Source organism: Pseudomonas sp. WS 5027, from assembly GCF_012985695.1.
In the GTDB taxonomy this organism is placed as follows: domain Bacteria; phylum Pseudomonadota; class Gammaproteobacteria; order Pseudomonadales; family Pseudomonadaceae; genus Aquipseudomonas; species Aquipseudomonas hygromyciniae.
The window spans coordinates 179,578-198,908 of the sequence record NZ_JAAQWU010000009.1; the positions used below are offsets into that span (position 1 = coordinate 179,578).

At 60.8% G+C, this 19,331-nt stretch carries 17 protein-coding genes and 2 pseudogenes; 7 read left to right on the plus strand and 12 right to left on the minus strand.

The genetic code is table 11. The annotated features are described in order from the left end of the window. Positions 1–16 precede the first annotated feature (16 nt). The 7 genes from HBO09_RS13675 to mreB form a co-directional block, all read right to left on the minus strand. Positions 17–865: a carbon-nitrogen hydrolase family protein gene (locus HBO09_RS13675; RefSeq protein WP_169994670.1), complete on the minus strand. Its 849-nt coding sequence runs from the start codon at positions 863–865 to the stop codon at positions 17–19. 48 nt (positions 866–913) lie between these two features. Further along, entirely contained in the window at positions 914–4,729 is a 3,816-nt protein-coding gene (locus HBO09_RS13680) for a YhdP family protein (RefSeq protein ID WP_169994672.1), read from the minus strand. A 75-nt stretch (positions 4,730–4,804) separates the two neighbouring features. Beyond that, positions 4,805–6,262 carry a ribonuclease G gene (gene rng, locus HBO09_RS13685; RefSeq protein ID WP_038443347.1) on the minus strand — a complete coding sequence of 486 codons (1,458 nt, stop codon included), beginning with the start codon at positions 6,260–6,262 and terminating at the stop codon, positions 4,805–4,807. 69 nt (positions 6,263–6,331) lie between these two features. After that, positions 6,332–6,928, minus strand: coding sequence for a nucleoside triphosphate pyrophosphatase (locus HBO09_RS13690; RefSeq protein ID WP_169994674.1), 597 nt, complete (start codon positions 6,926–6,928; stop codon positions 6,332–6,334). Between the two features lie 50 nt (positions 6,929–6,978). Further along, positions 6,979–7,467, minus strand: a complete 489-nt coding sequence (mreD, locus tag HBO09_RS13695) for a rod shape-determining protein MreD (RefSeq protein WP_133714597.1) — start codon at positions 7,465–7,467, stop codon at positions 6,979–6,981. Beyond that, the gene (mreC, locus tag HBO09_RS13700; RefSeq protein ID WP_169994713.1) at positions 7,467–8,543 is read right to left on the minus strand and encodes a rod shape-determining protein MreC; all 1,077 of its coding nucleotides are present in this window, start codon (positions 8,541–8,543) and stop codon (positions 7,467–7,469) included. Before mreC ends, mreD begins: the two co-directional genes overlap by 1 nt. Positions 8,544–8,681: 138 nt before the next feature. Next, on the minus strand, positions 8,682–9,719 hold the full coding sequence (gene mreB / locus HBO09_RS13705) for a rod shape-determining protein MreB (protein ID WP_002555108.1): 1,038 nt from the start codon (positions 9,717–9,719) through the stop codon (positions 8,682–8,684). A 210-nt stretch (positions 9,720–9,929) separates the two neighbouring features. Between mreB and gatC the strand changes: the two genes are divergently transcribed. The 6 genes from gatC to HBO09_RS13735 all read left to right on the plus strand — a co-directional run bounded on the left by gatC (position 9,930) and on the right by HBO09_RS13735 (position 15,159). Continuing rightward, positions 9,930–10,217: an Asp-tRNA(Asn)/Glu-tRNA(Gln) amidotransferase subunit GatC gene (gene gatC / locus HBO09_RS13710; RefSeq protein ID WP_003216077.1), complete on the plus strand. Its 288-nt coding sequence runs from the start codon at positions 9,930–9,932 to the stop codon at positions 10,215–10,217. Positions 10,218–10,233: 16 nt separating this feature from the next. Continuing rightward, positions 10,234–11,685 (plus strand): Asp-tRNA(Asn)/Glu-tRNA(Gln) amidotransferase subunit GatA, encoded by a 1,452-nt coding sequence (gene gatA, locus HBO09_RS13715; RefSeq protein WP_169994676.1) that lies wholly within the window; start codon positions 10,234–10,236, stop codon positions 11,683–11,685. A gap of 10 nt (positions 11,686–11,695) precedes the next feature. Then, the gene (gene gatB, locus HBO09_RS13720; protein WP_169994678.1) at positions 11,696–13,141 is read left to right on the plus strand and encodes an Asp-tRNA(Asn)/Glu-tRNA(Gln) amidotransferase subunit GatB; all 1,446 of its coding nucleotides are present in this window, start codon (positions 11,696–11,698) and stop codon (positions 13,139–13,141) included. A 160-nt stretch (positions 13,142–13,301) separates the two neighbouring features. Continuing rightward, a complete protein-coding gene (locus HBO09_RS13725; RefSeq protein WP_169994680.1) occupies positions 13,302–13,673 on the plus strand; it encodes a septal ring lytic transglycosylase RlpA family protein in 372 nt (123 codons plus the stop codon). Between the two features lie 59 nt (positions 13,674–13,732). Beyond that, positions 13,733–14,779 (plus strand): calcium/sodium antiporter, encoded by a 1,047-nt coding sequence (locus HBO09_RS13730; RefSeq protein ID WP_169994715.1) that lies wholly within the window; start codon positions 13,733–13,735, stop codon positions 14,777–14,779. Next, positions 14,776–15,159, plus strand: a complete 384-nt coding sequence (locus HBO09_RS13735; RefSeq protein WP_169994682.1) for a carboxymuconolactone decarboxylase family protein — start codon at positions 14,776–14,778, stop codon at positions 15,157–15,159. The genes HBO09_RS13730 and HBO09_RS13735 overlap by 4 nt, the downstream gene beginning before the upstream one ends. A 91-nt stretch (positions 15,160–15,250) precedes the next feature. On the opposite strand, the gene HBO09_RS13740 is transcribed toward HBO09_RS13735, so the two are convergent. Then, the gene (locus HBO09_RS13740) at positions 15,251–16,192 is read right to left on the minus strand and encodes an AEC family transporter (protein WP_169994684.1); all 942 of its coding nucleotides are present in this window, start codon (positions 16,190–16,192) and stop codon (positions 15,251–15,253) included. A gap of 166 nt (positions 16,193–16,358) precedes the next feature. Next, positions 16,359–16,472: pseudogene (locus tag HBO09_RS13745) on the minus strand (5-dehydro-4-deoxyglucarate dehydratase); the annotation flags it as partial. A 227-nt stretch (positions 16,473–16,699) separates the two neighbouring features. Between HBO09_RS13745 and HBO09_RS13750 the strand changes: the two are divergent. Beyond that, positions 16,700–17,854, plus strand: coding sequence for a phospholipase (locus HBO09_RS13750; protein WP_170060913.1), 1,155 nt, complete (start codon positions 16,700–16,702; stop codon positions 17,852–17,854). 27 nt (positions 17,855–17,881) lie between these two features. On the opposite strand, the pseudogene HBO09_RS13755 reads toward HBO09_RS13750, so the two are convergent. The 3 genes and pseudogenes from HBO09_RS13755 to HBO09_RS13765 form a co-directional block, all read right to left on the minus strand. Continuing rightward, positions 17,882–18,079 (minus strand): annotated as a pseudogene (locus HBO09_RS13755) (GntR family transcriptional regulator); the annotation flags it as partial. A gap of 150 nt (positions 18,080–18,229) precedes the next feature. Continuing rightward, complete coding sequence (locus HBO09_RS13760) at positions 18,230–18,646, minus strand: ClpXP protease specificity-enhancing factor (RefSeq protein ID WP_029291899.1); 417 nt, start codon at positions 18,644–18,646, stop codon at positions 18,230–18,232. Positions 18,647–18,663: 17 nt separating this feature from the next. Further along, a complete protein-coding gene (locus HBO09_RS13765) occupies positions 18,664–19,281 on the minus strand; it encodes a glutathione S-transferase N-terminal domain-containing protein (RefSeq protein WP_027604841.1) in 618 nt (205 codons plus the stop codon). Positions 19,282–19,331: the final 50 nt, after the last annotated feature.

Below are 19,331 nucleotides of genomic sequence, written 5' to 3' on the forward strand. Positions count from 1 at the left end.
AGGTTCGGCCTTAAATTCATCGTTCTGAAGCAGGTCGCTGTGCGCCCTGCGAGAAAAAGCGCCGGTGGCCTGCCACCGGCATACGCGCCCGTATCGACGCTTGTTCGCTGCTATCGCGTTCGGCCAACAACACCGCTTCGCCTTGATCCTGTTGTGCCAGCACCCGCCCCCACGGATCAACAATCGCCCCATGTCCATAGGTTTCCCGCGGCCCCGGATGCACGCCACCTTGCGCGGCCGCCAGCAGGTAACACTGGGTTTCAATAGCCCGCGCACGGATCAGCACATCCCAGTGCGCCGCGCCGGTCACCGCCGTAAAGGCCGAGGGCGCGGTAATCAATTCGGCGCCCGCCGCGCGCAATTCGCTGTACAGCTCCGGAAAGCGCAGGTCATAACAGACCGTCAGCCCCAGGCGCCCGACCGGCGTATCGGCCACCACCACGTGATTGCCGTAAGCATAGTCGTCGGATTCACGATAACGACCGCGCGCGTCAGCCACATCCACGTCAAACAGATGCAGCTTGTCGTAGCGAGCGACGATCTGACCCTGTGCGTCGATCAACAACGAGCAGGCATTGGACTTGGCGTCGGGGTGATCCTGTGGGGGCAACGGCAGTGTGCCGGCCACTATCCATAAGTTGAGGTCACGGGCGACCAGTTTCAACCAGGGCAGGATCGGCCCCTCGCCCAAGGCTTCGGCACGGCCGATGGCGGCCACATCGCGCCGCCCCATGGCGGCGAAGTTTTCCGGCAGGACCGCCAGTTGCGCGCCCCCTGCCGCCGCCTGCTCCAGCAAGCGCCTGGCCTGGGCCAGGTTGGCCAGGACATCGCTCTGGCTGACCATCTGGATTACCGCAAAGGACATGGGCCGACACTCCATAAAAAGCATGGGGCCATGCTACTCCACAGGCGCTTATTGTGGTTTTTCAAATGGCTTGTCGAAGGTGATTTTTGGATCTTTCCATGGCCCTTCCACCTTGTACTGGACGCTGGCAAAACGCGAAACCCGATCACCGATCAATTTGTCGATCAAAAACAACGCGCCGCCAATGGCCGGCGCGCCCACAATCAACGCTGCAATCGGCAGGTTGTTGGTCACCGGCAAGGTCACCAGCAACTTGGCATCGACACGATCAGCCACCAGGTCCAGGGTGCCGTTTAGCTCCAGATTGCTCGACGGCCCCGTGAGGATAATCGGCTCACGGGTCACAAACACACCATTGCTGGCAGCCAACAAGCCCTTGACCCGGTCATAGCTCAGGCCCTTGCCAAGCAAGTCCGAGAAGTCCAGGCGCAAACGCCGACCAATCGAGTTGAAGTTCAGCAGGCCAAACACCCGTAAAGCCTGGGCACCGCCCTCGACCTCGACGAACTGGCCCTTGCGGAATGACGCATCCAGGCTGCCGGAAAAACGCTTGGGCCCAACCCACGCAGGCGAACCCGGCCAGCGCCCATCAACATCCAGATGAAAATCCTGGCTAGTCACCGTGGGCGCAAAGCCCCAGCCCTTGAGCACATCGGCGATATTCTTGCCGTCCAGGCGTCCCTTGTACCAGCTGTTGCTCGCGCCAGGAGCCCCTTCCCAACCACCAGCGCCCTTGAGCTGCATGCCCTTGAGACCCAGATCGAGGTTGTTGAAGGCCATGCCCTTGGCGGTCGGGCGCACCTTCAACGACCAGGCGCCGATCAGGTCGGGGCCCTGGAACAACTGGGCAATGGCGATATCCAGCGCGGGAATATCCTTGGGATCGATGCCGGCCAGGGGATCAGGGGCGTTTTCATCGGCCTGTACCGTAGGGTCGACCGCCGGCAGCTTCACATACTGCAGGTTGATGGCAATGGGTGCGCCCTTGGCATCTGGCAGGCCAACAGTGCCCTTGGCCTGCTGGCTGTCGAGCTGCAGGCCCCAGGCGGCGGGCTTGCGGTCCAGTTTCAGAGTGACCTGATCGAGTTGCGTCCCAAACCCGGTCAGCTTGCCGATCTTGAAATCGGCACTGCTCAGCAGTTGCTTGGCATTGCCGCCCGGATCGTTGCCGGCGTAGCGATCCACCAGTTTCTTCCAGGGATCGATATCCAGCTCCGACAGCACCCCGCGAATCCGCAGGCCCTTGCCACCGGGCAGCAAGGCATCGCCATCACCAAGGAACAGCTCGCCACGGCCCTGGGCAAAGTTGTCCGCCGGGGCTGCAAAGGTAAAGTTCGCCAGCTCGCCATAATCAAACCAGTAGCGCCGCTCCGCGCCCTGCAAGGTCATGCGGAACACACTCTCACGGCCCTGGCTGGCGGACATGCCAAATGGCGCGGGCAAGTCCACTGCCACGCCCTTGAGGTTGGAGCTGACCCGCAACTGGCTGTCGGCACCATCCAGGTCCAGTTGCAGTTGGTACGGGATATCCCCGGATACCGGCAGCGGCTGGCTGACTTTCAGCCAATCGGTGAGGCGCTTGACCGTCACCTGGCCCTTGGCTGTGACCCGTGTGCTGAGGTTTCCTGGCTTGCCACCGGCAGCAATCTGCGCAGTGATCGGCCGGTCAAAGGCTTGGGCGGTGATGTTCTGGCCACTCAGGCCCTTGGCGCTGTCGAAGCGAAACTCGCCCTTGAGCTGGTTCAGGTCCAGGGTCGGCTCAGCCAGTTGCAGGCGCGCCTTGTCGGTCTTGAAGTCCACTACAATTTTCGGCTCGGTGCCCTTGGCCAGGGGAATATCCAGGTCCAGGGAACCTTGCAGGTCGCCCTCGCCTTTCCAGCCGGCAAACGTCGACGCCGTGCCGATGGGAGCCTCCTGGAGAATCTTCAGGCCGTCTCCCAACCCACCGGCAAACCCGCCCGTCAGCAGCAAATGGCTGTCATGGCCAGGCAGTGCATGGGGAATATTGACGTAGATATCCTTGACCTTGGTATCGAGCAACTGCCCCTTGCTGGCCAGGATACGCACGCCGGTCTCTTCGACGAACACTTCACCGGCCACCTTGCTGACATGGGGCCAGCCCGGCTGGAACGCCAGTTCGGCGTCATGCACCTTGAAGAACAGGCTGATATTGCGCGCCGCCGTCAGCGCATCGTGATTCAACGAGCCTTGGTACTGGAAGAAACCTTCATCGACCGCGCCCTTGAGAATCGCAGTACGCAGCCATTCATCCAGGGCCGGGCTCAACACCGCAGGCAAGTACTTGGGCGTAAAGCGCCCATCGCCATCGACCATGCCGACCCGCAGGTCCATGTAGTCTTCCTGGCTGTGATCGAAATGCAGGCGAATCAGGAAATCCGCCGCCACCTTGCCCTCTTCCCCGAGCACCTTGATATACGGTGCAATCAGCGTGAAGCCTTGCTTATCCAGCTTCCACGTCAGGCGAGCATTGGCCTGGATGTACTGCCAGGGCTTGGCGAAAATCGGGTCCAGGTGCAAGACGAAATCCTTGCTGTCCATGCGCAACTCGCCCTGGCCCAGATCGCCACTGATGCTCCCGGATACATTGCGGGCCGCCGGCGCGCCGAAATAGGCGTCAAAGCCCACGCGGTCGAGGTTGGCGGCGAAGCTGACGCGCTGGTCGCCCTCCTCCTGCGGACGATAATCCACTAGCACATTGCGCAGCACGCCCGTGGCCTTCAACGCCTCTACGGTCTTGGCAAAACCTTCCGGCAATGGCGCCAGAGCATTGAGCAAGGGGGTAATCGGCGTCAGATCCAGGCGGTCGGCCTGCAGATTCCAGATCTCCTGCGCCTTGTCGGTGGCCAGGGTTTGCTGCAATTGCAGGTGCGACTCCCAACGGGTGTCGCCCAGGTTCATGGCCAACGAGTCGAAGACCACCTTCAGACCGCTGTCACTGCGCTGCAGGTAGGCCGTGAGGCCCAGGTTCTGGATGCTCGTGGGCTTGCGCTGGGCATAACGGACCTTCACCTGCGGCGCATTGAGCCGGGTGGCGGCACTTTGCAGGGCGCCATTGGCCCAGGTCAGCCAGAACTCACCGCCGGCTTTCAACTCGCTGAGTTTCCAGTCCCGGGTCAACTTCGCCGGTATCCATTGCGCCCAATTGCTCTGGGGCAGGCTCAGGTACGCCTGGACTTCACCGTCGCGCCACTGGCTGGCACGGATCCGCGTACGCAGGCTGAGAGCCAGCGGTTGCCCATCGGGCAAGGTCAGGCGGGCATCCAGGCGCTGGCGAGTGGCACCGGTTTGCAGGCTCAAGCCCACGTAGGTCAAGGTCAGCGGTGCTTGTTCGAACGGCTGCAAGGTAACCTGGCTGTCCAACAGCGAGACCTTCGCCACCGCCTGCATGCGCTTGAGCAGTTGCTCCGGGTCCAAGGGTTGGTCGTCCTGCACCGGCAGGCCTTGCAACGCCCAATGGCCGTCCTGGTCTTCCTTGACGCTGAGCTGCAAGCCGCTGACTTCCAGATGGGCAATGCGCACATCCCAGGCCAGCAGGCTGGCCCAGAGATCGGGCACCACTTGCACCTGGTCCAGGCGCAGGGCACTGCTGCCTTCACCGACCATCACATCATGGGCGAGCAATACCGGGGCAAAGCCGCTCCAGCGCCCTTCCAGGCTGCCAATGCTCAGGGGCATGTCGACCGCCGCCTGTGCCTTGGCCTCGACTTCGCCACGGTACTCCGCCACCAATGGCGTCAATTCGCGGCCCAGGCTGACGTAGACCGCCGCCAGCACCAACAGCAATGCACACAGGCCAAGGCCCCAACGGGTCAGTGCGGCAAAAAAGCGTGGCAGACGCTCCATGTCAGGCGACCCTCAAGGTAATAGTCGGACGGCAGATCAAGGTTTGCCGGTCTCGTTGAAAAGGACTGATGCGGATCAGAGCAGCACCACGTCGTATTGTTCCTGGGAATACATGGTTTCGACCTGGAAACGGATGGTGCGGCCAATAAAGCCCTCCAATTCCGCTACGTTGCCTGACTCTTCGTCCAGCAAACGGTCCACTACCTTCTGGTTGGCCAGGACTCTATAACCCTCGGCCTGGTAAGCGCGTGCCTCCCGTAGGATTTCCCGGAAAATCTCGTAGCAAACCGTTTCCGGGGTCTTCAACTTACCGCGCCCCTGACAACTGCTGCACGGCTCGCACAGCACTTGTTCAAGACTTTCGCGGGTGCGCTTGCGGGTCATCTGCACCAGGCCCAACTCGGTGATACCGATGATGTTGGTCTTGGCGTGATCGCGCTCCAGTTGCTTTTCAAGGGTGCGCAACACCTGGCGCTGGTGTTCTTCATCTTCCATGTCGATGAAGTCGATGATGATGATCCCGCCCAGGTTGCGCAGGCGCAGTTGGCGGGCAATGGCAGTGGCGGCTTCGAGGTTGGTCTTGAAGATGGTTTCTTCAAGGTTGCGATGGCCGACGAAGGCACCGGTGTTCACGTCAATGGTGCTCATGGCTTCCGCCGGGTCCACCACTAGGTAGCCACCGGACTTGAGTGGCACCTTGCGTTCCAGGGCCTTCTGGATTTCGTCCTCGACGCCATACAGGTCGAAAATCGGCCGTTCACCGGGATAGTGTTCCAGGCGGTCGGCGATTTCCGGCATCAGTTCGGCAACAAATTGCGTAGTTCGCTGGAAGGTTTCCCGCGAGTCGATGCGAATTTTCTCGATCTTGGGGCTGACCAAGTCGCGCAGGGTTCGCAGGGCCAGACCCAGGTCTTCATAGATGACGCTCGGCGCGCCGATGGTCTTGATCTGGGCACCGATCTGATCCCACAGGCGCCGCAGGTAGCGAATGTCCATGAGGATCTCGTCGGCACCGGCGCCCTCGGCGGCGGTACGCAGGATAAAGCCGCCCGCTTCTTTGATGCCTTCGGCCGCCACGCAATCGCTGACGACCTTTTTCAAGCGCTCACGCTCGCCTTCGTCTTCGATTTTCAGGGAAATGCCGACATGGGCGGTGCGTGGCATGTACACCAGGTAGCGCGAAGGAATCGATAACTGCGTGGTCAGGCGCGCGCCCTTGGAGCCGATCGGATCCTTGGTGACTTGCACCACCAGGCTCTGCCCTTCATGCACCAGGGCGCTGATGCTCTCGACAGCCGGGCCTTCGCGCAGGGAGATTTCCGAGGCATGGATAAATGCCGCGCGGTCCAGGCCGATATCGACAAAGGCCGCCTGCATCCCCGGCAACACCCGCACGACCTTGCCTTTATAGATATTGCCAACGATCCCGCGCTTCTGGGTGCGCTCGACGTGCACTTCCTGCAAAACACCGTTTTCTACCACCGCCACGCGCGATTCCATCGGCGTGATATTGATCAGAATCTCTTCACTCATGGCTGGGTCTCGTTCAGGCGTTTTCACAATAGTGGCCGATCGCTTAAATGTGGCGCTGGAGTAAAGCGTTCAGCGCACGGAAAGGTGTTGCCAACAGGGTATGCCGAAATGGCTCAGCAGTTCTGCTGTTTCGCAGACCGGCAGGCCAACGACTGCGGAGTAGCTGCCATTGAGGCCGGCGACAAACACCGCCGCCAACCCTTGGATAGCATAGCCGCCCGCCTTGTCCTGGGGCTCCCCGCTGTGCCAGTAAGTCGTTGCTTCGTGTGTTGAAATCTTGCGAAAGCGCACGCGGCTACTGACCAGGCGCGTTTCGCAGCGCAGGCCATCGAGCACGGCAATGGCGGTGAGGACTTCGTGTTCACGATCAGAAAGGGCCAGCAACATGGCCAGGGCATCGGCCTGATCCAGAGGCTTGCCCAGGATCCGGCCATCGAGGATGACGGCGGTATCGGCGCCCAGCACGCAGGTATTTGCGGTGTCGGCCAATGTCGCCAAGCCTGCGGCGGCTTTGCCACAGGCCAGGCGTTCGACATAGGCCGCAGGTGATTCGTCGCCCAGGGGTGTTTCATCGATGGCGGCGTTGACCACGGTGAACGGCACGCCGATCTGGGTCAGCAGTTCACGCCGCCGAGGAGAGCCGGAGGCCAGATAAAGCGCATGCATTGCAGACTCTCCCTGTGGGTTCGATAACCAGGCAGAGCCTCGCGACCCACTCAATTGATTTTATAGCGGCGACGCAACCCACGCAGGCCGAAGCTGATCCATGGCCACAACAGCGCACTGACCAAGGCCGGCAAGACCAGCGCCAAGGTGGGTTGGCGGTTGCCGGTCAAGGCGCTGAGCCACAGCTGCACCAGCTGGGCCAGACCGAAGATCACCAGGATGACCAGGCACTGCTGCCACATCGGGAACATACGCAGGCGTTGCTGCAACGACAGCACCAAAAATGTAATCAGCGTAAGAATCAACGCGTTCTGCCCGAGCAACGTGCCATACATCACGTCCTCAGCCAGCCCCAGGCACATCGCAGTGACCATGCCGACCTTGTGCGGCAGGGCCAGGGCCCAGAATGCCAGGAGCAATGCCAGCCATAGCGGGCGCAGGATTTCCATGAATTGCGGCATCGGCGAAACGCTGAGCAGCATGCCGATGGCGAAGGTTAGCCAGACTATCCAGCCATTGCGCGAATGAGTACCGGCCATTATTGCGCCCCCTGTCGAGTGGTTGCCGGCGCGGGCGCCGCAGCAGGCGCCGTCGCCGCTGGTTTGACCGGCCGAGCAGGTTGGGCGACCGGCTTGGCAGGTGTCGCCGCGGCAGGCGTGGCGGGTGCAACCGGGGTCGCCACGGGTACCGCTGGTTTGGGTACGGTTGCCGGAATTATCGGCGTCGCGGTGCCGTCTTGCTTGTCCTGCGCTTCCTGGGCCTGGGCGGCTTCGTTGGCGCGCTCTTCTGGCGTGCGCGTGTCGCTGAACACCAGCAACAGGTAGCGGCTACGGTTCAGCGCGGCCGTCGGCACGGCGCGGACAATCGCAAAGGGTTGACCGGAATCGTGGATCACTTCCTTGACCGTCGCCACCGGATAGCCCGCTGGGAACCGCTGACCAAGACCGGAGCTGACCAGCAGATCGCCTTCCTTGATGTCGGCGGTGTCCGCCACATGCCGCAGCTCCAGGCGCTCGGGGTTACCCGTACCGCTGGCAATCGCCCGCAGGCCATTGCGGTTGACCTGCACCGGAATGCTGTGGGTGGTGTCGGTGAGCAGCAGCACGCGGGAGGTATAGGGCATCAACTCAACCACCTGACCCATCAGGCCACGGGCATCGAGCACCGGTTGGCCAAGGACCACGCCATCGCGCTCGCCCTTGTTGATGATGATGCGGTGGGTAAAGGGGTTGGGGTCCATGCCGATCAACTCGGCCACTTCGACCTTTTCGTTGACCAACGCGGAAGAATTGAGCAACTCGCGCAGCCGGACGTTCTGTTCGGTCAGGGCCGCCAGCTTTTGCATGCGCCCCTGCAACAGCAGGTTTTCGGTCTTGAGTTTTTCGTTCTCGGCCACCAGTTCGGTACGGCTGCCAAATTGGCTGGCCACACCTTGCCATAGCCGTTGCGGCAGGTCAGTGATCCAGTAGGACTGCATCAATACCAGCGACATCTGGCTACGCACTGGCTTGAGCAGTGTGAAGCGGGCATCGACCACCATCAGCGCGACCGATAGCACGACCAGCACCAACAAGCGCACGCCCAATGAGGGGCCTTTAGTGAAGAGCGGTTTAATAGGCCGCTCCTCCCGGGCAGATATTCTCTTTATTCATACGGCATCAAACCGGCCTGGATGCAGATTGAAGAAGATAAACGCCAACAGGCAGCACTGCAAAGTGCTGCCTGTTGGCGAAACATGGCGCAACCAACGATCTTATTCGCTGGAGAGCAGGTCCATGGTGTGTTTATCCATCATTTCCAGTGCACGACCACCGCCACGGGCCACGCAGGTCAGCGGGTCTTCGGCGACAATCACCGGCAGGCCGGTTTCCTGGGCCAGCAGCTTGTCGAGGTCGCGCAGCAAGGCGCCACCACCGGTCAGCACCAGGCCACGCTCCGCGATATCGGAAGCCAGTTCCGGCGGCGATTGCTCCAGGGCGCTTTTTACCGCCTGAACGATGGTGGCCAGGGACTCTTGCAGAGCTTCCAGCACTTCATTGGAGTTCAGGGTAAAGGCACGTGGAACGCCTTCTGCCAGGTTGCGACCGCGAACGTCGACTTCGCGCACTTCGCCGCCCGGGTAAGCGGTACCGATTTCCTGCTTGATGCGCTCGGCGGTGGATTCGCCGATCAGGCTGCCGTAGTTACGGCGCACATAAGTGATGATTGCTTCGTCGAAGCGGTCGCCGCCAACCCGCACGGATTCGGCATACACCACGCCATTGAGGGAGATCAGGGCGATTTCAGTGGTACCACCACCGATATCCACCACCATCGAACCGCGCGCTTCTTCAACCGGCAGGCCGGCACCGATGGCCGCAGCCATTGGTTCTTCGATCAGGAACACTTCGCGGGCACCGGCGCCAAGGGCCGATTCACGGATGGCGCGACGCTCCACCTGGGTGGATTTGCATGGAACGCAGATCAGCACGCGAGGGCTGGGCTGCAGGAAACTGTTTTCGTGAACCTTGTTGATGAAGTACTGCAGCATCTTCTCGCAGACGCTGAAGTCGGCGATCACGCCGTCTTTCATCGGACGAATGGCGGCAATGTTGCCAGGTGTACGGCCGAGCATGCGCTTGGCCTCGGTGCCCACGGCAACGACACTTTTCTGATTACCATGGGTCCGAATGGCCACAACCGATGGCTCATTCAGGACGATACCGCGCTCGCGCACGTAAATAAGGGTGTTGGCAGTGCCCAGGTCGATGGAAAGATCGCTGGAAAACATGCCACGCAGTTTCTTGAACATGGGAAAGGGACCCTAGGCAACGCGTGGGTAAAAAAGTGCGGCAAACTCTAACAACGACAGGGATTTTGGGCAAGGCGCCAATGTGCTAAATTGGCCGACTTTCTGTGCACCTAACCCCACAATCGCGGCCTTATGACCGTAGAAATGCGGTAGTGTTCCGACAATCTAACACACGGATAGCTTCCGTTCTGTTTTCCACTGGAGAATCCCATGGCGCTTGAACGCTCCGACGTGGAAAAAATCGCTCATTTGGCCTGCCTGGGCCTCAATGAAGCCGATCTTCCACAGACCACCGCAGCCCTGAACAGCATTCTCGGGCTGGTCGACCAGATGCAAGCGGTGAATACCGACGGCATCGAACCCCTGGCCCACCCACTGGAAGCCAGCCAGCGCCTGCGCGCAGACGTCGTGACCGAACGCAATAATCGCGAGGCCTACCAGTCCATCGCACCAGCGGTCGAAAACGGCCTGTACCTGGTTCCGAAAGTCATCGACTAAAGGGAAAGAGCCTGCAATGCATCAATTGACTCTGGCCGAGATCGCCCGCGGTCTCGCCGACAAAAAGTTTTCTTCCGAAGAGCTGACCAAGACCCTCCTGGCGCGTATCGCCGAGCTGGATCCGAAGGTCAACAGCTTCATCAGCCTCACCGAGGAGCTGGCCCTGGGCCAGGCCAAGGCCGCCGACGCCCGTCGCGCCAACGGTGAAAGCGGCGCGCTGCTGGGTGCGCCAATCGGTCACAAGGACCTGTTCTGCACCCAGGGCATCCGCACCAGCTGCGGCTCGAAGATGCTCGACAACTTCAAGGCGCCCTATGACGCCACGGTCGTCGCCAAGCTGGCCGAAGCCGGGGCCGTGACCCTGGGCAAGACCAACATGGACGAATTCGCCATGGGCTCGGCCAACGAATCGAGCTACTACGGCGCCGTGAAAAACCCGTGGAACCTGGAGCACGTGCCCGGCGGTTCGTCCGGTGGCTCGGCAGCAGCCGTTGCCGCGCGCCTGCTGCCGGCCGCTACGGCCACCGATACCGGCGGCTCGATCCGCCAGCCCGCCGCATTCACCAACCTCACCGGCCTGAAACCGACCTACGGTCGTGTTTCCCGCTGGGGCATGATTGCCTACGCGTCCAGCCTCGACCAGGGCGGCCCGTTAGCCCGCACCGCCGAAGACTGCGCAATATTGTTACAAGGCATGGCCGGCTTCGATGCGAAGGACTCCACCAGCATCGATGAGCCGGTGCCGGACTACAGCGCCAGCCTCAATACCTCGCTCAAAGGCCTGCGTATCGGCGTGCCGAAAGAGTATTTCAGCGCCGGCCTCGACCCGCGTATCGCCGAACTGGTGCACAACAGCATCAAGGAGCTGGAAAAACTCGGCGCGGTGATCAAGGAAATCAGCCTGCCGAACAACCAGCACGCGATTCCTGCTTATTACGTGATTGCCCCGGCCGAAGCCTCCTCCAACCTGTCGCGTTTCGACGGCGTGCGCTTTGGCTATCGCTGTGAAGATCCGAAAGACCTCACTGACCTGTACAAACGCTCCCGCGGCGAAGGCTTCGGCGTGGAGGTACAGCGCCGGATCATGGTCGGGGCCTACGCCTTGTCGGCTGGCTACTACGATGCTTACTACCTCAAGGCGCAAAAGATCCGGCGCCTGATCAAGAACGACTTCATGGCTGCCTTCAATGAAGTCGACCTGATCATCGGCCCAACTACGCCGAACCCGGCCTGGAAGATCGGCGCCAAGACCGGCGACCCGATCGCCGAGTACCTGGAAGACCTGTACACCATCACCGCCAACCTCGCGGGCTTGCCGGGCTTGTCCATGCCAGCCGGTTTCGTCGATGGCCTGCCGGTGGGCGTGCAGTTGCTTGCCCCGTATTTCCAGGAAGGCCGCTTGCTCAATGTGGCGCACCAGTACCAGTTGAACACTGACTGGCACACTCGCACCCCAACCGGCTTCTGAGGAGAACACTATGCAATGGGAAGTTGTGATCGGGCTGGAGATTCATACCCAGCTCGCCACCCAATCGAAGATTTTCTCCGGTAGCGCCACCACGTTCGGCTCAGAGCCCAACACCCAGGCCAGCCTGGTAGACCTGGGCATGCCTGGCGTATTGCCAGTGTTGAACCAGGAAGCGGTGCGCATGGCGGTGATGTTCGGCCTGGCGATTGACGCCCAGATCGGCCAGCACAACGTGTTCGCGCGCAAGAACTACTTCTACCCGGACCTGCCCAAGGGCTACCAGATCAGCCAGATGGAATTGCCGATCGTTGGCAAGGGCTACCTGGATATCCCCCTGGAAGACGGCACGATCAAACGTGTGGGCGTGACCCGTGCGCACCTGGAAGAAGATGCCGGCAAGAGCCTGCATGAAGAATTCAATGGCGCCACCGGCATCGACCTGAACCGCGCCGGCACGCCGCTGCTGGAGATCGTGTCCGAGCCGGACATGCGCAGCGCCAAGGAAGCCGTGGCCTACGTCAAGACCATCCACGCGCTGGTGCGTTACCTGGGCATTTGCGACGGCAACATGGCCGAAGGCTCGCTGCGCTGCGACTGCAACGTGTCGGTGCGGCCTAAAGGCCAGGTCGAGTACGGCACCCGCTGTGAGATCAAGAACGTCAACTCGTTCCGTTTCATCGAAAAGGCGATCAACACCGAGGTCCGTCGCCAGATCGAGCTGATCGAAGACGGCGGCAAGGTGATCCAGCAGACGCGCCTGTACGACCCGAACAAAGACGAAACCCGCGCCATGCGCAGCAAGGAGGAAGCCAACGACTACCGTTACTTCCCCGATCCGGACCTGTTGCCGGTGGTCATCGAGGACTCGTTCCTCAATGACGTGCGCGCCACCCTGCCAGAACTGCCACCGCAAAAACGCGAGCGCTTCCAGGCGCAGTTCGGTCTTTCGGTGTATGACGCCAGCGTCCTGGCGTCGAGCCGCGAGCAGGCCGACTATTTCGAAAAAGTCGTGAGCATCGCTGGCGACGCCAAGTTGGCGGCCAACTGGGTCATGGTCGAACTGGGCAGCCTGTTGAACAAACAGGGCCTGGAAATCGACGAAGCCCCGGTCTCGGCCGAACAACTGGGCGGCATGCTGCTGCGCATCAAGGACAACACCATCTCCGGCAAAATCGCCAAGACCGTGTTTGAGGCCATGGCCAGCGGTGAAGGCAACGCCGACGAGATCATCGAAAAGCGCGGCCTCAAGCAAGTCACCGACAGCGGCGCCATCTCGGCGGTTCTGGATGAAATGCTGGCGGCCAACGCCGAGCAGGTCGAGCAGTACCGCGCAGCGGATGAAGCCAAGCGCGGCAAGATGTTTGGCTTCTTTGTGGGCCAGGCGATGAAGGCCTCCAAAGGCAAGGCCAACCCGCAACAGGTCAACGAATTGCTCAAGAGCAAGCTCGAAGGCTGATAGCAATGAATGGTCCGAGCGGGATTTTACTTGCGACTCGGACCCCATGTGGGAGCGGGCTTGCTCGCGATGGCGGAGTGTCAGTCAATGTATTTGGCGACTGATTCACCGCTATCGCGAGCAAGCCCGCTCCCACATTTGTAATGGGGACACCTTGATAATGAAGCGTCTACTCGGCCTCTGCGCCCTGTTCTCCCTGCTCACCGGCTGCGCCAGCGGCCTGATAGACCCCAACGGATACGACGAAACCGGCACCGCGTCCTACTACGGCGCCAAGCACCATGGCAAGAAGACCGCCAGCGGTGAGCCCTTCAACCAACACGCCCTGACCGCCGCCCACCGGCGCCTGCCATTCGGCACGCGGGTCAAGGTCACCAATCTTGCCAGCAACAAAACCGTGGTGGTGCGCATCAATGATCGCGGCCCGCATACCCGTGGGCGGCTGATCGATCTTTCACGCCAGGCCGCCGAGCAGTTGGGTATGCTGCGCAGCGGAACCGCGCGCGTGCGCGTGCAAGCCCTGAGCAACTGACTGACGGAGCCCTGACCATTTTCGGATTAAGCGCCCTCTCGCCCCTGAGCCTGATTGAACTGATCAGCGGCCTGCTGCTGCTTATTGCCGGTGCCGAAATGCTGGTACGCGCAGCCGTGCGCCTGGCCGCCGGCCTCAAGGTCCGGCCACTGATCATTGGCTTGAGCATCGTGGCCTTTGGCAGCAGCGCGCCGCAAATCGCCGTCAGCCTGCAGGCCACCCTGGCCGGCAATACCGATATTGCCGTGGGCAGTGTGATTGGCAGCAGCATCTTCAATATCCTCGTCACCCTGGGTCTTTCGGCGCTGATTATTCCCCTGCGCGTCTCGCGGCAACTGGTGCGCCTGGATATCCCGGTGATGATCGGCGCCAGCATGCTGCTGTTTATTCTCGCCAGTGATGAAGCACTGACACCGCTCGACGGCCTGACCTTGCTTGCCGCCCTGCTCGCCTACCTGGGCCTGTTGCTGTACCAGACCCGCCATTCGCGCCGCCCGCGGACCCGCGACACGGTGGTGCAGGCGCCGTGGCTGAGCAGTTTGCTGTGGATGATCGGCGGGCTCGTGTTGCTGGTGTTCGCCGGGCATCTGGTGCTAGGCGCAGCGGTGGAAGTGGCCAGCGACCTGGGCCTGTCCGAGCGGGTGATCGGCCTGACCATCGTCGCCGTCAGCACCTCGCTGCCGTGCCTGGCGACCTCGCTGATCGCTGCCCTGCGCGGCGAGCGGGAGATTGCGGTGGGGAACGTGATCGGCAGCAACCTGTTCAACCTGTTGGGCGTGCTGGGCTTTACTGCCCTGGTGGCACCGTCGCCCTTGTCGGTTTCACCCAATGCCCTGGCTTTCGACCTGCCCGTGATGCTTGCCGTCGTGGTGTTGTGCCTGCCGGTGTTCTATACCGGCTACCGCATCACTCGCGCCGAAGGCTTGCTGCTGCTGGGGCTGTACCTGGCGTATGGGCTGCACGTGATCTCATTCACCACCGGCATGCCACTGGCCAACAAACTGGAACAACTGATGCTGTATTACGTCCTGCCAGCGCTGGTGGCTTTCCTGTTGTTCACCTCGCTGCGAGCCTGGCACCGCCAACACAAGAGGGAGTCGCAATGACCGATCAAGCGAAATCCGGCGTAGAAATGCGCCGTCAGGTAATGGGCGATGCATTTGTCGACCGTGCCCTGGGCAATGCCACCGAGTTCACCCAGCCGTTGCAGGACTTCGTCAACGAACATGCCTGGGGCGGGGTATGGAACCGTGAAGGCTTGCCATTGAAGACTCGCAGCCTGATCACCCTGGCCGCGCTGACGGCCTTGAAGTGCCCGCAGGAACTCAAGGGCCATGTACGCGGGGCACTCAACAATGGCTGTACGGTTGAAGAAATTCGCGAGGCGCTGCTGCATTGCGCGGTGTATGCCGGCGTGCCGGCGGCGATCGATGCGTTTCGGGCGGCGCAGGAAGTGATTGAGGCGTATCAGCCAGGCCCGCAGTGACTGTTAGATCGCCCACACACTTGAAGGTGTTCACAACTCAAAATGTGGGAGCGGGCTTGCCCGCGATTGGCCCTCAAAGACAGCACCGATTTCAGATCCAGCCACCCGCCTGCAACACGAAAATCCCGAGATTGGTGGTCACCGCCGCCATCAAGGTGGTGATCACAATAATCGCCGCCGCCAGTTCATGGTTGCCCTGTGCCGCACGGGCCATGACGAAACTGGCAGCGGCCGTTGGCGCGCCAAAATACAGAAACAGAATCCCCAACTCCGGCCCCCGGAAGCCATACAGCCAGGCTCCTGCGGTGGCCACGATAGGCAAGCCGATCATCTTCATCAGGCTGGCGCTCAGTGCCATGTTGCCGCTTTGGCGCAAGGCGGCCAGCGACAGAGTGCCACCAATGCAGATCAATGCCAGGGGCAAGGTCATGTCCGCCAGGTACTGGCCGGACTTCTCCAGCCAGGCGGGTAAGCCAATCTGGAAATAGGCAAACGGGCTGGCGGCGATAACGCTGAGGATCAACGGGTTGGCCAGTACGCTCTTGCAGATGCTCCACGGGTCAGACTTGATCACCGGGCTGTAGACCGCCAGCACAATAGTGGACAAGGTGTTGTAGAACAGAATCACCAGGCCAGCGAGGATCGCCCCGAGGGAAATCCCGTAGTCGCCGTACATGCTGGCCGCCAGCGCCAGGCCGATCACCCCGTTGTTTCCGCGAAATGCGCCCTGGGCATAAATACCTCGGTCTTCACGCGGGCAGCGGAAAATCGCCCAGCCCCAGGCCAAGGCAAAACTGACGACCGTGGCTACGGAGAAATAGATCAGCAACTCTGGCTTGAGCGCCGAATGCAGGTCGGCGTGCAGAATCCCCAGAAACAGCAACGCCGGCATGGTGACGTTGAACACCAGGGCCGACGCGGTGTGGATAAAGCTGTCGTTGATCCAGTTGATCCGCCTGAGCAAGACCCCCAGGAACAGCATGGCAAATACCGGCGCGGTAATGGTCAGGGTTTGCAGGAAGATTGCCAGCATGCAGGGGAGCACCTTGGGTAAGCGTCGGTAGGTGGCTAATGATAAGCCATAGAGCCCAGCGCCGCCCGGCATCTATATCGATCAAGTCCGACCAGCGCTACGCCAACTCCTTACAGTTCGAGACCTTCACCAGCGGTGCCATCGCCAAACCATAGGGGGGCAGTCACTCCAGGCGCTTGATACAACCCGCCTGGGTGAAATCACCCTGGGCATTGAAATCGGTGACCGGGAAAGACAACAGACCGCGGTAAAGGATGGACTTCAGTTCTTGTGGATTCATTATTCGAACACCCTGGATAACGACTGGTACTGGGAATTGGTTTTTATTGTCGTACGTCATCGCACAACTACAAAAACATTCGTCAACACCAATTCGTTGGCTTGCGCGGGGTTCGAGTGCGTTTACAACCCGCCCCTTGACGTAGGAATTTGTTCCTCTATTCTCTCGTTAGCTGTATATACATACAGTTAACAAGGAAGAATCCTACGACATAGCAAGGAGCTAACATGTCAGAACTTGAATCAGTCATCACCTGCAAGCCACTCCCCTCCCTGCGCTTCGAAGGCGGCGAGCACACCGCCATTGGCGACGAGACCCTACTGCGGTTCGTGCAAGGCGAGCCCTCTATTCCGGGCGCACAAGTCAAACTGCACCTGCCCAATGGCCTGGCCCTGACCTATGGCCAGATCATCGCCCTGGGCGGTGATTTCTATGGGATCCCCGGCCAGCCCATCAGCGACGGCGCATCGCCAGCCGAGCGCGTTCAGCGCTTTACCGCGGCCTTCAACTCCCTGGCCACCCTGCCGGCGTCGCGAGACGAAGCGGGCAAAATTCTCGCGGTCATGCAAAAGGAGATCAATGCGGTCAAGAAGGCCATCAACGAGGGCAAGCAGGCCCATGAAGCCTACGACGCACTCGCAGATACGTTGTCTGAAGAGTGGAACCGCATTACCGGCGGAGGCAGCGTCGTTTCGGCCATGGTGCCCTTGGGGCGCTACCTGAAACTGGCCGCCGACAACGCTGACCACTTCGGTGAATGGGCGCTGTCAGCCTATTTGGCTGGGCATACCGGCGCCCTGCAACAAGCGGTCGTCGCCCACCAAAGTGGCAGCGACCAGCAATTGGAGCTGGCTTATGCAATGAACAGTTTTGCTGATCACTTTTTGACCGACCTGTTTTCAGCCGGACACCTGCGCGTACCACGCAAGCAATTGGCTGGCGTAGTGACACCGGGTGAGTTGGGGTCGTTGATCAGTCGCTTCATGCATGACGAAGACAGCAAGTTCGGACTCAAGGTACGCAACGCCTTGGGCGATGAGTGGCACGCCTATGGCGACAAACGCTATTTCGACAGCAATGATGCGGCCAACCGAGCTCAGGTCAAACGCGCGGTGCAGGCCTCGGCCGATGAGATTTTCGAGGCCTATGTCAGCGGCATCCTGCCCTCCCCGGCCACGTATAAGGCACCACTGTACGTGCCGGATTTGAATGCGGCGAACAACCCTGCCACTAACTTCTCACCGCTGTTCAAGGCCGAGGGCGATAAGGTGCTGCGACGCAAGGACGTCAACAACCTCAACGACAAGCAGTGGACGAACGATTGGTGGGGCTGGAGTACCTACCTTTTGCTGCAAAACTACACACCCAATACGCCAGCCTGAAGCCAGGCGTGGGCGCCGGGACTCCGGCGCCTGCAGGCGCGAGATCGCCTCGCGTACCACCGTGCGGCTGAGCCCATGGGCCTCCATGATCGCTGACTCGGCGGGCAATTTGTCCCCAAGATTGAGCTGGCCGTCGCGGATTTGCTCGGACAACACCGTGACCCGTTCCCGGGCAAGGCTGCGACGCTTGCGGGGGAGACGCGGGGCGGTGCTGAGGTTTTCCATGGGTAACCAATTATCTCGATGATCTGAGGGGGCATCACAGCCCAAGCGGGTTATACGATCACCGTTCAGCGTGACGTTGTACCGCGCAAAAAAATACCCCGGCCAAAGCCGGGGCACTTTTTCAGCACTTGCCCGCAGGCTCATGCTCCGTCACTTCACCACTTTCAAGCTCGGCCGGCCGGTAGGGCGCGGCGGCTCGGAGTCAGGCGGCGGCAGGTCGTCATCTTCAACTTCGATCGCTTCGTCGTCATCAAGCGACGACTCCAGATCAAACACCATGCCTTGGCCATTTTCCCGGGCATAAATCCCCAGGATCGCGCCGATGGGCACATAGAGCGTATGGGGAACCCCACCAAAACGCCCTTCAAAGCTGACCGCTTCATTGTCCATGTGCAGTTGGCGTACGGCACTGGGCGAAACGTTCAGGACAATCTGTCCGTCGCTGGCAAAACCTTGTGGCACCTGCACCGCAGGAAACTCGGAATTGACCAGCATGTGCGGGGTGCAATCGTTGTCCACAATCCACTCGTAGAGCGCGCGGACCAGGTAAGGTCGACTGGAGTTCATCAACGGCTCCTTAAGCCTTAGCGCATATCACGTTCGACGCCAGACAGACTTGCCTGGAAAGCCTCACGCGCAAACTGGCGCTCCATGTAATCAAGCAGCGGCTTGGCAGGCCGCGGCAGTTCAATGCCCAGAATCGGCAAACGCCAGAGTATGGGCAATAGGCAGCAATCCACCAGGCTTTGTTCCTCACTGAGGAAAAAAGGTTTGTCGGCGAATAACGGTGAAACGCCGGTCAGGCTCTCGCGCAATTCCTTGCGCGCCTGCACACGGGCCGCTTCTTTGCTGCGTGTATCCAGAATCAGATCCACCAGCCCACACCAGTCACGCTGGATCCGATGGATCAGCAAGCGGCTGTTGGCACGCGCCACCGGATACACCGGCAGCAAAGGTGGATGGGGGTAACGCTCATCCAGATATTCCATCACCACGGTTGACTCCCACAACGCCAGGTCACGATCGACCAGGGTGGGCAAGCTGCCGTAAGGGTTCACTTCGATCAGTTTCGGCGGATGACGACCCACCTCCACACTGATGATCTCGGCGCTGACACCCTTCTCTGCGAGCACGATGCGTACTCGGTGGGAATAGTGGTCGGCGGGGTCGGAGTAACAGGCCAACCGGTTGGTCACGCCCATGGCGGTCCTCCTCGCTTGTTGAAATTATCGAAAGCTCAAAAACGAGCGCG